We start from the raw sequence: 13,151 nt of genomic DNA, 5'->3' as shown, positions 1-13,151 counted from the left end.
CGGAGGTCAGGTGCGGATTTCGAGCAGCGGGACGAGCTGCTCCGCCGCGGTCATGGAGCCGTGCATTCCGGTGAGGGCGGATTCGTTCGGCTCGTTGCGCGAGGCGGTGATCGCGACATCGGCCTGGGCGGCCGCCACCACGTCGCCGATGCGGCCGAGAACACGCTCGTCGCACTCCCCCGGCGCGCCGAACCAGCCCAGTTCCAGGGCCTCTTCGCGGCTCGCGACCCAGAACCGGTCGCCGAGCACCTCGCGCCACACGGTCAGCACGTCGGCCTCGGCGCCCGGCACCGCGTACACGTGCCGGGCCCGGCCCTCGCCGCCCAGCAGGGCGACGCCGGCGCTCAGCTCCCAGTCCTCGTCGAAGTCGATCCGGGAGTCCTCGTCGAAGGGGACGTCGACCATGCCGTGGTCCGCGGTCACGTACAGGGCGGTGCGCGGCGGCAGTTGTTCGGCGAGCCGCTGGACGAGCCGGTCCACGTACATCAGCTGGCCGCGCCACGCGTCGGAGTCCACGCCGTGCCGGTGGCCGGCCCCGTCGAGCTCGCTGAAGTAGGTGTAGACGAGCGAGCGGTCACCGGCCGCGAGGCGCTCGGCCGCCAGGTCCATCCGCTCCTCGCCGGTCATCCGGCCGAGGAAGGTGCCGCCGCTCAGCGCGATCTTGGTGAGCGGGGTGGTCTGGAAGGCGGGCGAGGACACCTGGGCGGTCGCCACCCCGGCCTTGTCGGCCTGCTGGAAGACGGTCGGGTACGGCTGCCAGGGCTTCGGCGCGGTCCACGGGTGCCAGCGGAGCTGGTTCATGAGTTCGCCGGTGGCGGGGTTGCGGACGGCGTAGCCGGGCAGGCCGTGGCGGGCCGGCGGCAGGCCGGTGCCCACGGAGGCGAGCGAGGTGGCGGTGGTCGCCGGGAAGCCCGCGGTGATCGGGCGGCCGGTGCCGCCGCGCGAGCTGCCGAGCAGGGAGGTGAGGTACGGGGCCTCGTCCGGATGGGCCTTGATCTGCTCCCAGCCCATGCCGTCGACCAGGAACACGCAGTTCCGGTCGGCCGGGGTCAGCTCGGTGATGGCGGCGGTGAATCCGGGGACGCCCTGTCCCGCCACGAGCGTGGGCAGCAGGTCGGCGAGCGACCCGGCGCCGTACTCCGGGACGGGGGCGCCCGCCAGGTCCAGCAGCTCCGGCTCGGGCCACTCCTGTGCCGCGGAGTACGCCATCAGCGGGCGGAGGGGGAGGACGTCGCCGCCGTCGCCTCGCTGAGGGCCTGCGCGAAGACCAGGGTCTGGCGCACGGCCTCCGGGCCGTCGCCGGCCTCGCTGACCCGCAGGCTGAGGTCGTCGGCGGTGGAGTTGCCGGTGTAGCCGTGGTCGGAGTCGCAGTTCGGGTCGCCGCAGGCGGCCGGCTCCAGGTCGATCCGGGAGACCGCGCCCCAGCCGATGGTCAGGACGACCTCGCGGGGCAGGGTGCCCGGAGTGTAGGACTCCGGGTTGGCGACGACGCGGCTGAGCACCACGGAGGAGATGCTGGACAGCTTGACCGACTCGGTGGAGGTGGTCGCGTACGGGGACGGGGACCCGGCGTCGGCGGCCTGCTCGTCGGTGTGGCTGACGATGAAGCGGTTGCCGGTCAGGACCAGCACGGTGACGTGGCGGCGTACCTCGTTGGAGTCGAAGGTCGTCTCCTGGTGGACCAGGTACGACGAGATCGGCTCGCCGCCCACCGCGGCCTCCACCGCCTCGGCCACGAGGGCCGGGTAGTAGCCGCTGCGCTCGATCGCCGTGCGCAGCCCCTGGGTCGTCGTACCGGATTTCGCCATGAGGTCCATCCTAAGGCCCGTACGGGGCCCTCAGGCCGCGCCGGACCCGGTCAGTAACTGGGGAGGGTCCGCGGCCCGAGATCGCCGCGGGCCGGCGGGTGGGCGACGCGGACGGTGGCGCTGAGCACGGAGACGCCCTCGGCGGCGACCACGACGGGCTCCAGTGAGACGCCGATCACCTCGGGGTGGTCGTCCACGAGGCGGGACAGCCTCAGGAGCAGTTCTTCCAGGGCGGGGGTGTCGACGGGGTCGCTGCCGCGCCAGCCGAACAGGAGGGGTGCGGTCCGGATGGACCGGATCAGTCCGGCGGCGTCCCGGTCCGTGGCCGGGACGAGCCGGTGCGCGGTGTCGCCGAGCAGCTCGGAGGCGACGCCGGCCAGCCCGAAGGAGAGGACGGCGCCCGCGGCGGGGTCGATGACGGAGCGGACGACGGTGTCGACCCCGCGCGCCACCATGGCCTGCACCACGGGCTGGAGCTCGGCCGGCTTGCCCAGCGCGTCGGTGAGCTCCTCGTACGAGCGCCGCAGCTCGGCTTCGTTCGTGAGGTCGAGGCGTACGCCGCCCAGGTCCGCGCGGTGGCGCAGGTGCGGGGCGGTGGTCTTGAGCGCCACGGGGTAGCCCAGCACCCCGGCGGCGCGGACCGCCGCGTCGGCGCTCGGCGCGGGCAGGGTGGGCAGGACGCGGATCCCGTAGCCGGCGAGCAGCTCGCGGGCGTCCGGGTCGGCCAGGGTCAGCACGGCGCCGGGGTCGACCTCCGCGAGCAGCCCGGCGAGCCGGTCCGCGGTGGCGGCCTCGTCGATGTCCTCGTACTCGGGGACCCGCCCGTCGTCCTCGGCGGTGGCCCGGCGCCACTGCCCGTACCGGACGGCCTCGGCGACGGCCTTGACCGCCCGCTCGGCGGCGGGGTAGCTGGGGATGCTGTCGCCGGCGGCGGACAGCGGGCCGGCCGGGGCGTGGGGTGCCGGGTCCGCCGCGGGGCCCCAGCTCCGGGGCGGGGCCGGGTTCGGGGCGCCCCGCACGGCGGACAGTGCCTCGACGAGCTCGGCCAGCTCTACGTGGACCACCGCGACCGGCTTGCCGGGGTACGCGGCCACGGCCTCGCGCAGGGCACCGGCGAGGTCGTCCGCCGGAGCGTCCTCGCTCACCCACGGGATGGCCGTGATCACCACCGCGTCGCAGTCCTCGGAGCGCAGCGCGTCGGTCAGGGCGGCGCGGAAGTCGGCCGGCGCGGCCGCCGTCGTCAGGTCCAGCGGCGGCAGCGGCCGCAGGCCCTGGGTGAGGCAGGCGTCGTAGGTGAGGATCCCGAGGGATTCGGAGTTGCCGAGGATCGCGATCCGGGGTCCGGCGGGCAGCGGCTGCGCCGCCAGCAGGAGGCCGACGTCCACCAGCTCGGTGACCGTGTCGACGCGGATGACGCCGGCCTGGCGCAGCAGGGCGGAGACGGTGGCCTCCGGCAGCCGGGTGTCGGGGACGACGTGCCCGGCCGGGCTGTGCCGGCCGCCCTTGGCGACGACCACCGGCTTGACGGCCGCCGTCCGGCGGGCGAGCCGGGTGAACTTCCGCGGGTTGCCGAGGGTTTCGAGGTAGAGCAGGGCGACGTCGGTCGCCTCGTCGTCGTACCAGTACTGGAGGATGTCGTTTCCGGAGACGTCGGCGCGGTTGCCCGCGGAGACGAAGGAGGACAGGCCCTCGCCGCGCCGGAGCAGGGCCGAGAGCAGGGCGATCCCGATCGCCCCGGACTGCGTGAACAGGCCGATCCGGCCGCGCGTGGGCATCGGCGCGGGGGTCAGGGAGGCGTTGAGTTCCACCTCGGGAGCGGTGTTGATCACGCCGTAGGCGTTCGGCCCGATCAGCCGCATCCCGTACGAACGCACCTGCCGCACCAGTTCGCGCTGGCGGGCGAGTCCGGCCGGACCGCTCTCCCCGTAGCCGGCGGACAGGACGACGAGGCCCTGCACCCCGTGCTCGCCGCAGGCGGCCACCGCTTCGGGGACCCGGTCGGCGGGGACCGCGATCACCGCGAGGTCGACCGGGGCCCCGATGGCCGCGACGGCGGGGTAGGCCCGTACGCCGTCGAGCAGGTCGCGGGTGGCGGCCTCGTTGACGGCGTAGAGGTGGCCGCGGAAGCCGCTGTCGCGCAGGTTGCGCAGTGCGGCCGCGCCCACGCCCGCGCCGGAGCGGCTGACTCCGACGACGGCCACCGAGCCGGGGGCCAGCAGCCGCTGCACCGAGTGGGCCTCGGCGCGCTGTTCGCGGGCGCGCTGCACGGCGAGGGACTCGGCAGTGGGTTCGAGGTCGAGGGTGAGGTGGACGGAGCCGTCCTCGAAGCTGCGCTTCTGCTGGTAGCCCGCGTCCGTGAAGACTTTGATCATCTTGGTGTTGGCGGGCAGCACCTCGGCGGCGAACCGCCGGATGCCGCGCTCCCGGGCCACCGCGCCGATGTGTTCGAGGAGCGTGGAGGCGACTCCGCGGCCCTGGTGGGCGTCCTGGACGAGGAAGGCGACCTCGGCCTCGTCGGCGGGGGCGGAGGCGGGGCGGCCGTCGGGGCCGATGCGGTCGTAGCGGACGGTGCCGATGAACTGGCCGCCGATGGTCGCGGCGAGCCCGACCCGGTCCACGTAGTCGTGGTGCGTGAAGCGGTGCACGTCGCGGTCGGAGAGCCGGGGGTAGGGGGCGAAGAACCGGTAGTACTTCGACTCGTCCGAGACCTGCTCGTAGAAGCTGACGAGCCGGCCCGCGTCCTCGGTGGTGATGGGCCTGATCCGGGCGGTGCCGCCGTCGCGCAGGACGACGTCGGCTTCCCAGTGGGCCGGGTACGAGGGGTCCGACTCGATGGTCATGGGCCCACCTTACGGCCGGATCGGGCCGCAGAGCCCTCGCGCGGCGCCGAGGCGGGACGGGACGAACCAGGGCAAGCTGGGGGAGGCCGAACGGCGGAAAATTCTGGCCGAAGGTAGGTCCGAGCATTCCGGGTGCCGTGAGAGACTGGTCTAGACAACCGTAAGAACCTGAAGGGCATCACCATGGCAGAGCGCCGCGTCAACGTTGGTTGGGCCGAGGGCCTGCACGCTCGTCCCGCCTCGATCTTCGTCCGTGCGACGACCGCTTCCGGCGTCCCGGTGACCATCGCGAAGTCCGGCGGCGACCCGGTCAACGCCGCCTCCATGCTGGCGGTCCTGGGCCTGGGCGCCCAGGGCGGCGAGGAGATCGTCCTCGCCTCCGAGGCCGAGGGTGCGGATGCCGCGCTCGACCGCCTCGCGAAGCTGGTCGCCGAGGGTCTCGAGGAGCTCCCCGAGACCGTCTGACCCTTCGGGTTCGACTTCACGCGCGAAGCCGCGGCCCCCGCTCCGGGGACCGCGGCTTCGTCGTCCACGAGGACGGGCCCAAGACCCGGAACCAGGGTCCGGCCCGTCTCCTGCGGATCCCGCCGGGCTCACGACGCCCGGGGCCGCCTCCGGCCCGGGGAGCAGACGCCGGCCGGAAGCCGGAATCAGGATCGCGACCGGCCTCCACCCGGGGCCCGCGGTCCGGCCCGGGTGGATTCCGGCCGGGACGCCGGAGCCGGCCCGGGACTCGGGGTCCGGGGGAATCCCTCGGCGAAACCTGGGCCCGCCCGGCGCGCCGCACGCCCACGGGGCGCCGAGGAAATACCGCTCGGCGGAATTCGGTCCGCGCACGCCGAATTCCGCTCCGCAGGAATTCCGCACGGAAAACCGATCCGACACGGAACGGTTCGGATACCGCGCAGCGAATTCACGGTCCCGCCCTTTGTATACGGCTCCTGTTAATGCCGGCCGCTCGACATGTTTACGGCAGGTTGCGAAGTGCTCACCGTCGGGCGGATCCGCAGCCGGTGCGCCCCCGCCGCCCGGTCGGCGTGGACGGCGGTCAGCGCCCGCGCCCGTTCGGCGTCGCCGCGCGCCACCGCGTCCACGATCGCCCCGTGCTCCGCCCAGGAGTCCACGGGCCGGGCCGGCGCCTCCACCACGTACATCCACGCGATCTTGTGCCGCATCTGCGTGAGCAGCGCGATCAGCCCGGGGCTGCCGGAGGACTGGGCGAGCGTCTCGTGGAACCAGCCGCCCAGGGACCGCAGGTCCTCGCCCTGGCCCCGCCTGGCCCGCTCCTGCCCCAGTCTGACCAGCCCCCGCAGCACCTTGAGGTGCGCGTCGGTGCGCCGCCGGGCGGCCCGCGCGGCGGCCAGCGGCTCCAGGAGCATCCGCAGCTCCAGCAGGTCCGCGGCCTCCTGCTCGGTCGGCTCCGCCACACAGGCCCCCGCGTGCCGCCGCGTGGTCACGAACCCCTCCGACTCCAGGGTCCGCAGGGCCTCGCGCACCGGGACGCGCGAGACCCCGTACCGGCGGGCCAGCACCTCCTCGGTCAGCCGGCCGCCCGGCTCGAACACCCCGGAGACGATGTCGTCGCGGATTGCCGTGCATACCGCGTGCGCAGGAATACGCAAGACCGAACCTCCGCCTATTTCCGTCTGCCAGCCTCATTGCACGCACATGCGTGTGCTGCGACTCTATTGCAACACACGATAATTTCCGAGAGCGGCCAGAAATACGAAACATTTGCACAAGGACGCAACACACAAAGGCCCCGGCTCGGGGAGCCGGGGCCTTCGGTGAAGCGGTGCGGGGCGGTGTCAGAGGCTGACGCCGTGCGAGCGCAGGTACGCGATCGGGTCGATGTCCGAGCCGTACTGCGAGCCGGTGCGGGCCTCGAAGTGCAGGTGCGGGCCGCTGGAGTTGCCGGTGGAGCCCGACAGGCCGATCTGCTGGCCGGGGGTGACCTGCTCGCCGACGGAGACGTTCAGCGAGGTCATGTGCCCGTACTGGGTGTAGGTGCCGTCGTTGTGCTTGATGACGACGTTGTTGCCGTACGCGCCACCCCAGCCGGCCTCGACGACGGTACCGACGCCCACCGCGTGGACCGAGGTGCCGGAGGCGGCGTGGAAGTCGATGCCCGTGTGCGAACCGGAGGACCACATGCCGCCGCCCGCGTGGTACTGCGTGCTGACGTACGAGCCGTCCACCGGGGCGACGAAGGTGTTGAGGCGCTTGCGCTCCTCCTCGCGGGCGGCGCGCTCGGCGGCCTCGCGCTCGGCCTTCGCCTTGGCCTCGGCGAGGCGCTTGGCCTCCGCGGCCCGCTGCTTCGCGTCGGCCTCGGCCTGCGCCTTGACGGCGTCCTGCTCGGCGCCGCGGTGCTGGGACTCGGCCTGGTCGGCGATGTCGCCCGCGAGGTCCTCGGCGACGACCACGGCACCCAGGCCGTTGTCCTGGCCGATGGTGCTGCTGTGGTTGTCCGCGGCGAAGGCCGGGGCGGCGAGGGAGCCGACGACACCCGTGGTGGCGATCGCGGCGATACCGGCGTAACCGGCGGTCTTCTTGCTCAGACGGCTGGAGCCACGGTGCTTACCGGTACCAGCGGGACGACTGCCAAACGCCATGAAGGGTTTGATCCTTTCCTTCCTTCTCGCCTACCGGGTTAGCTGACGGGTTCGGAGCAGGAAGGTCTCCTACGGATCTCCTCTTGCGAGGGGGTCCGATTCACCCCAGGGACTCATGTGGGTCCCCGGCTCCCCAGGCTCGCGCCTGACGGGGACTCGGCGATCGCTGACCGGTGCCGCGGATGCGGCGGGCACAACTGACGGGCAGCACGGCCGACGCTAGGCGGATCATCAGTCAATCGCCAAACAGACACGGCTTTTTGTTGCGTACGCCACACCACATAAAAGCAACCTCACCATTAAACGGACAAAAGGGGTTCTGGTGACAAGTCACCAGAACCCCTTGCTGAAACCTTCAGCCGGCTCTCAATCAGCCGTCATCCGACGGTCAGTTGGAGACGACCGTGACCTCGCCGATCCCAAGGGCCCGAACGGGCTCCTCGATCAGCGCCGCGTCACCCACCAGAACGGTGACCAGCCGGTCCGCGGGGAAGGCCTGGACGACCGCCGTGGTCGCCTCCACCGTGCCGGTCGCGGCGAGCTGGGCGTACAACTGCGCCTGGTAGTCGTCCGGCAGCTCCTGCTCGACCTGGTCGGCGAGGGTGCCCGCGACCGAGGACGCCGTCTCGAACTTCAGCGGGGCCACGCCCACCAGGTTCTGCACGGCGACATCGCGTTCGGCGTCGGTCAGGCCGCCCTCCGCGAGGGTGCGCAGCACCTTCCAGAGGTCATCCAGCGCCGGTCCGGTGTTCGGGGTGTCCACCGAGCCGCTGATGGCGAGCATCGAGGCGCCCTTGCCGTCCGCGGTGGAGCGCAGCACCTGGCCGAAGGCGCGCACGCCGTAGGTGTACCCCTTCTCCTCGCGCAGCACCTTGTCCAGGCGCGAGGTGAGGGTGCCGCCCAGGCAGTACGTGCCCAGCACCTGGGCCGCCCACACCCGGTCGTGGCGGTCCGCCCCGATCCGGCCGATCAGCAGCTGCGTCTGGACCGCGCCGGGCCGGTCCACGATGACCACGCGGCCGGTGTCGTCGGCGGTCACCGGCGGCACCGGGCGGGCGGCGGCGGTGTTGCCCGTCCAGGCTCCCAGGGTGTCCGCGAGCACGGCGTCCAGGTCGATCCCGGTCAGGTCGCCGACGACCACCGCGGTGGCGGTGGCGGGGCGTACGTGGGCCTCGTAGAAGGCGCGTACGGCGGCGGAGTCGATCCGGGCGACCGTCTCCTCGGTGCCCTGGCGCGGCCGGGACATCCGCAGGGCGGCCGGGAAGAGCTCCTTGGAGAGCTGCTTGGCGGCGCGGCGCTGCGGGTTGGCCAGCTCGTGCGGGATCTCGTCGAGCCGGTTGCGCACCAGCCGGTCGACCTCGGCGTCGGCGAAGGCGGGGGCGCGCAGCGCCTCGGCGAGCAGGCCCAGCGCCTTGGGCAGCCGGGAGGCCGGGACCTCCAGCGAGACCCGCAGGCCCGGGTGGTCGGCGTGCGCGTCCAGGGTGGCACCGCAGCGCTCCAGCTCGGCCGCGAACTCCTCGGCGGAGTGCTTGTCGGTGCCCTCGGAGAGCGCCCGCGCCATGATGGTCGCCACGCCGTCCAGGCCCTCGGGCTCCGCGTCGAGCGGGGCGGCGAGGTTGACCTCGACCGCGACGACCTGCTGGCCGGGCCGGTGGCAGCGCAGCAGGGTCAGCCCGTTGGACAGCTGCCCGCGGTCGGGGGCGGGGAAGGCCCACGGCTGCGGCTCGCCGGCCTGCGGCTGCGGGTGGAAGGTCATCGTGACGGCTGCCGTGTCGCTCACTGCTCCGCCCCCTCGTTCTCGTCGGAGTCCTCGGACTCGTCGTGCTGGTCGGACTCGTCGGCCGCGAGCGGTTCGTAGACGAGCACCGCGCGGTTGTCCGGGCGCAGTCGGGCCGCGGCCACGGCCTGCACCTCCTCGGCGGTGACGTCGAGGACGCGCTGGACGGCGGTCAGCGCCAGCTGCGGGTCGCCGAACAGCACCGCGAAGCGGCACAGTTCGTCGGCGCGGCCGGCCACCGTGCTCAGCCGGTCCAGCCACTCGCGCTCCAGCTGTGCCTGGGCGCGCTCCATCTCCTCGGCCGTCGGGCCCTCCGCGGCGAACCGCGCGAGCTCCTCGTCCACGGCCGCCTCGATGGCGGGGATCTCGACCCCGCTGGAGGTCTTGACGTCCAGCCAGCCCAGGGAGGGCGCCCCGGCCAGGCGCAGCATGCCGAAGCCGGCGGCGACGGCGCTCTGGTCGCGGCGCACCAGCCGGTTGTGCAGCAGCGAGGACTCGCCGCCGCCCAGGATGGTCAGCGCCACGTCGGCGGCGTCGCACTCACGGGTGCCGTCGTGCGGCAGCCGGTAGGCGGCCATCAGCGCACGTGCCGGGACCTCCTCGACGATCTCCTCGCGCAGCTGCTCCCCGATGATGTCGGGCAGCGAGCCGTCGCGGGGCGGCTGCTTGCCGTCGTGGGCGGGGATGGTGCCGAAGTACTTCTCGACCCAGGCGAGCGTCTGCTCGGGGTCGATGTCCCCGACGACCGAGAGCACCGCGTTGTTGGGCGCGTAGTACGTACGGAAGAAGGCGCGCGCGTCCTCCAGGGAGGCGGCGTCCAGGTCGGCCATGGAGCCGATCGGGGTGTGGTGGTACGGGTGGCCCTCGGGGTAGGCCAGGGCGGTGAGCCGCTCGAAGGCCGTGCCGTAGGGAACGTTGTCGTACCGCTGGCGGCGCTCGTTCTTGACGACGTCGCGCTGGTTCTCCATGGACTCGTCGTCCAGGGCTGCCAGCAGGGACCCCATCCGGTCCGCCTCCAGCCAGAGCGCGAGCTCCAGCTGGTGGGTCGGCATGGTCTCGAAGTAGTTGGTGCGCTCGAAGCTGGTGGTGCCGTTGAGGGAACCGCCGGCGCCCTGGACCAGTTCGAAGTGCCCGTTGCCGGGTACGCTCGCCGACCCCTGGAACATCAGGTGCTCGAAGAGGTGAGCCAGGCCGGTGCGTCCCTTGACTTCGTGGCGCGAGCCGACGTCGTACCAGAGGCAGACCGCGGCGACCGGGGTCAGGTGGTCCTCGGAGAGCACCACGCGCAGGCCGTTGGCCAGCCGGTGCTCGGTCGCTGTCAGGCCGCCGGAGCCGGCCTGGGCTGTGGCCGTGTGACCCATGGGCATGTGGTCCCTTCGATCGCGATGCAGAGATTTCTTATCGACCTGCCACTGTATGCAAGCGCGCCGACCGCCGTATAAGTTCCCGGGTCACTCCCCCGCACTCCGTCCGGGGGACCCCCGGGGTCGGAGTCGGCGTTGTCGGTGCGTCGGGCCACAATGGTCCGCGTCGTACCCTCGCCGGACACCACAAGACCGCCAGACCCAGCCACACACCCCGCCCGACACCCAGCACACCCCATTTTGGTTAAGGAGCCGCGCAGCGATGGCCCGCCGCAGCACGAAGACCCCGCCGCCGGAGGATTTCGAGGAGAAGATCCTCGACATCGACGTCGTCGACGAAATGCAGGGCTCCTTCCTCGAGTACGCGTACTCGGTGATCTACTCCCGTGCCCTGCCCGACGCCCGGGACGGCATGAAGCCGGTGCACCGGCGCATCGTGTACCAGATGAACGAGATGGGCCTGCGCCCCGACCGCGGCTACGTGAAGTGCGCCCGTGTCGTCGGCGAGGTCATGGGCAAGCTCCACCCGCACGGTGACGCGTCGATCTACGACGCCCTCGTGCGCATGGCCCAGCCCTTCTCCATGCGGCTGCCGCTGGTCGACGGCCACGGCAACTTCGGTTCGCTCGGCAACGACGACCCGCCGGCCGCCATGCGGTACACCGAGTGCAAGATGGCCGACGCCACCTCGCTGATGACGGAGTCGATCGACGAGGACACCGTCGACTTCACCGCCAACTACGACGGCCAGGAGCGGGAGCCGGTCGCCCTGCCCGCCGCGTACCCGAACCTGCTGGTCAACGGCGCGTCCGGGATCGCGGTCGGCATGGCCACCAACATGCCCCCGCACAACCTCGGCGAGGTCGTCGCGGCCGCCCGCCACCTGATCCGCCACCCGCAGGCGGACCTGGAGGCGCTGATGCGCTTCGTGCCCGGTCCCGACCTGCCCACGGGCGGCCGGATCGTGGGGCTCTCGGGCATCAAGGACGCCTACGAGAACGGCCGCGGCACCTTCAAGATCCGCGCGACGGTGGCCGTGGAGGACGTGACGGCGCGCCGCAAGGGCCTGGTCGTCACCGAACTGCCCTTCACGGTCGGCCCCGAAAAGGTCATCGCGAAGATCAAGGACCTGGTCGGCTCGAAGAAGCTCCAGGGCATCGCCGACGTCAAGGACCTCACCGACCGCTCGCACGGCCTGCGCCTGGTCATCGAGATCAAGAACGGCTTCCACCCGGAGGCCGTGCTGGAGCAGCTCTACAAGCTGACGCCGATGGAGGAGTCCTTCGGCATCAACAACGTGGCGCTGGTGGACGGGCAGCCCCTGACGCTGGGCCTAAAGGAGCTGCTGGAGGTCTATCTCGACCACCGCTTCGAGGTCGTCCGGCGGCGCAGCGAGTTCCGCCGCACCAAGCGCCGCGACCGGCTGCACCTGGTCGAGGGTCTGCTGGTGGCGCTCCTCGACATCGACGAGGTCATCCGGCTCATCCGGGACAGCGACAACTCCGCGCAGGCGAAGTCCCGGCTGATGGAGCGGTTCTCGCTGAGCGAGATCCAGACCCAGTACATCCTGGACACCCCGCTGCGCCGGCTCACCCGGTTCGACCGGATCGAGCTGGAGTCCGAGCGCGACCGGCTGACGGGCGAGATCGACGAGCTGACCGGGATCCTGGAGTCGGACAGCGAGCTGCGCAAGCTGGTCTCCGCGGAACTGGCGGCGGTCGCGAAGAAGTTCGGCACCGCGCGCCGTACGGTGCTGCTGGAGTCCGCGGGCACCGCCGTGGCGGCCGTTCCGCTGGAGGTCGCGGACGACCCGTGCCGGGTCCTGCTGTCCTCGACGGGCCTGCTGGCGCGTACGGCCAACGGCGACGCGCTGCCGCAGGAGGAGGGCGGCGCCCGCGCCAAGCACGACCTGATCGTCTCGCAGGTCGCGGCGACCGCCCGCGCCGATGTCGGCGCGGTCACCTCGTACGGGCGGCTGCTGCGGCTGTCGGTGATCGACCTGCCGCAGCTGCCGGACACGCACGCCGCGCCGAACCTGGCGGGCGGCGCCCCGGTCTCGGAGTTCCTCTCCGGGCTGGAGGCGGACGAGAGGGTGGTCTGCCTGACCTCGCTGGACGAGTCCTCGCAGGGCCTCGCGCTGGGCACCGAACAGGGCGTGGTCAAGCGCGTCGTGCCGGACTACCCGGCGAACAAGGACGAGCTGGAGGTCATCACCCTCAAGGAGGGCGACCGGATCGTCGGCGCGGTCGAGCTGCGCACGGGCGAGGAGGACCTGGTCTTCATCACCGACGACGCCCAGCTGCTGCGCTATCCGGCGGGCCAGGTCCGCCCGCAGGGCCGTCCGGCGGGCGGCATGGCGGGCATCAAGCTCGCCGACGGCGCCAAGGTGATCCACTTCTCGGCCGTGGACCCGGCGCGGGACGCCCTGGTCTTCACGGTGGCGGGCTCGCACGGCACCCTGGACGGCTCGGTGCTGTCCGGGAAGCTGACCCCCTTCGACCAGTACCCGCGCAAGGGCCGGGCCACGGGCGGCGTGCGCTGCCAGCGGTTCCTGAAGGGCGAGGACGTCCTGGTCCTGGCCTGGGCGGGCGGTTCCCCCGTCCGCGCCGCGGCGGCGAACGGCACTCCGGCCGAGCTGCCGGCCGTGGACCCGCGCCGGGACGGCTCGGGGGCGGCGCTGCCGTCGGCGGTCGCGGCGCTGGCGGGAGCCGTGCTGTAGGAGGTTCCAGACCATTCGGGTGGTACGTCCT

Annotated in this window: 9 protein-coding genes and 1 riboswitch; of the genes, 2 read left to right on the top strand and 7 right to left on the bottom strand. The window is 72.5% G+C overall.

Annotated elements, in window-relative coordinates; genetic code table 11:
* Nucleotides 1-6: 6 nt before the first annotated feature.
* The 3 genes from ACXNSR_RS28755 to ACXNSR_RS28745 are packed head-to-tail and all read right to left on the bottom strand — an operon-like array spanning nt 7 to nt 4,648.
* Entirely contained in the window at nt 7-1,209 is a 1,203-nt protein-coding gene (locus ACXNSR_RS28755) for an alkaline phosphatase family protein (RefSeq protein ID WP_458638262.1), read from the bottom strand.
* Nucleotides 1,209-1,808, bottom strand: a complete 600-nt coding sequence (locus ACXNSR_RS28750; RefSeq protein WP_069924106.1) for a DUF5998 family protein — start codon at nt 1,806-1,808, stop codon at nt 1,209-1,211. The genes ACXNSR_RS28755 and ACXNSR_RS28750 overlap by 1 nt, the downstream gene beginning before the upstream one ends.
* A 50-nt stretch (nt 1,809-1,858) precedes the next feature.
* On the bottom strand, nt 1,859-4,648 hold the full coding sequence (locus tag ACXNSR_RS28745) for a bifunctional acetate--CoA ligase family protein/GNAT family N-acetyltransferase (protein WP_458638261.1): 2,790 nt from the start codon (nt 4,646-4,648) through the stop codon (nt 1,859-1,861).
* 183 nt (nt 4,649-4,831) lie between these two features.
* On the opposite strand from ACXNSR_RS28745, the gene ACXNSR_RS28740 reads away from it, so the two are divergent.
* Complete coding sequence (locus ACXNSR_RS28740; protein WP_030012489.1) at nt 4,832-5,113, top strand: HPr family phosphocarrier protein; 282 nt, start codon at nt 4,832-4,834, stop codon at nt 5,111-5,113.
* 479 nt (nt 5,114-5,592) lie between these two features.
* On the opposite strand, the gene ACXNSR_RS28735 is transcribed toward ACXNSR_RS28740, so the two are convergent.
* From ACXNSR_RS28735 to ACXNSR_RS28720, 4 genes are all read right to left on the bottom strand, one after another.
* Nucleotides 5,593-6,270, bottom strand: a complete 678-nt coding sequence (locus tag ACXNSR_RS28735) for a GntR family transcriptional regulator (RefSeq protein WP_458638260.1) — start codon at nt 6,268-6,270, stop codon at nt 5,593-5,595.
* 186 nt (nt 6,271-6,456) lie between these two features.
* Nucleotides 6,457-7,260, bottom strand: coding sequence for a M23 family metallopeptidase (locus tag ACXNSR_RS28730; protein WP_458638259.1), 804 nt, complete (start codon nt 7,258-7,260; stop codon nt 6,457-6,459).
* Nucleotides 7,261-7,272: 12 nt separating this feature from the next.
* Nucleotides 7,273-7,432: riboswitch (cyclic di-AMP (ydaO/yuaA leader) on the bottom strand.
* 216 nt (nt 7,433-7,648) lie between these two features.
* Nucleotides 7,649-9,016, bottom strand: a complete 1,368-nt coding sequence (locus ACXNSR_RS28725) for a M16 family metallopeptidase (RefSeq protein WP_458643421.1) — start codon at nt 9,014-9,016, stop codon at nt 7,649-7,651.
* 20 nt (nt 9,017-9,036) lie between these two features.
* On the bottom strand, nt 9,037-10,398 hold the full coding sequence (locus ACXNSR_RS28720) for a M16 family metallopeptidase (protein WP_458638258.1): 1,362 nt from the start codon (nt 10,396-10,398) through the stop codon (nt 9,037-9,039).
* A gap of 265 nt (nt 10,399-10,663) precedes the next feature.
* Between ACXNSR_RS28720 and ACXNSR_RS28715 the strand changes: the two genes are divergently transcribed.
* Nucleotides 10,664-13,120 (top strand): DNA gyrase/topoisomerase IV subunit A, encoded by a 2,457-nt coding sequence (locus ACXNSR_RS28715; RefSeq protein ID WP_458638257.1) that lies wholly within the window; start codon nt 10,664-10,666, stop codon nt 13,118-13,120.
* Nucleotides 13,121-13,151: the final 31 nt, after the last annotated feature.

The organism is Streptomyces sp. NC-S4, assembly GCF_054353315.1.
This window is presented reverse-complemented; position numbering and strand designations above follow the sequence as displayed.

What these genes read in the sequence shown, in the direction of transcription:
- ACXNSR_RS28755 (WP_458638262.1), bottom strand. Translation starts at nt 1,209, where the DNA reads ATGGCGTACTCCGCGGCACAGGAGTGGCCCGAGCCGGAGCTGCTGGAC.
- ACXNSR_RS28750 (WP_069924106.1), bottom strand. Translation starts at nt 1,808, where the DNA reads ATGGCGAAATCCGGTACGACGACCCAGGGGCTGCGCACGGCGATCGAG.
- ACXNSR_RS28745 (WP_458638261.1), bottom strand. Translation starts at nt 4,648, where the DNA reads ATGACCATCGAGTCGGACCCCTCGTACCCGGCCCACTGGGAAGCCGAC.
- ACXNSR_RS28740 (WP_030012489.1), top strand. Translation starts at nt 4,832, where the DNA reads ATGGCAGAGCGCCGCGTCAACGTTGGTTGGGCCGAGGGCCTGCACGCT.
- ACXNSR_RS28730 (WP_458638259.1), bottom strand. Translation starts at nt 7,260, where the DNA reads ATGGCGTTTGGCAGTCGTCCCGCTGGTACCGGTAAGCACCGTGGCTCC.
- ACXNSR_RS28725 (WP_458643421.1), bottom strand. Translation starts at nt 9,016, where the DNA reads ATGACCTTCCACCCGCAGCCGCAGGCCGGCGAGCCGCAGCCGTGGGCC.
- ACXNSR_RS28720 (WP_458638258.1), bottom strand. Translation starts at nt 10,398, where the DNA reads ATGGGTCACACGGCCACAGCCCAGGCCGGCTCCGGCGGCCTGACAGCG.
- ACXNSR_RS28715 (WP_458638257.1), top strand. Translation starts at nt 10,664, where the DNA reads ATGGCCCGCCGCAGCACGAAGACCCCGCCGCCGGAGGATTTCGAGGAG.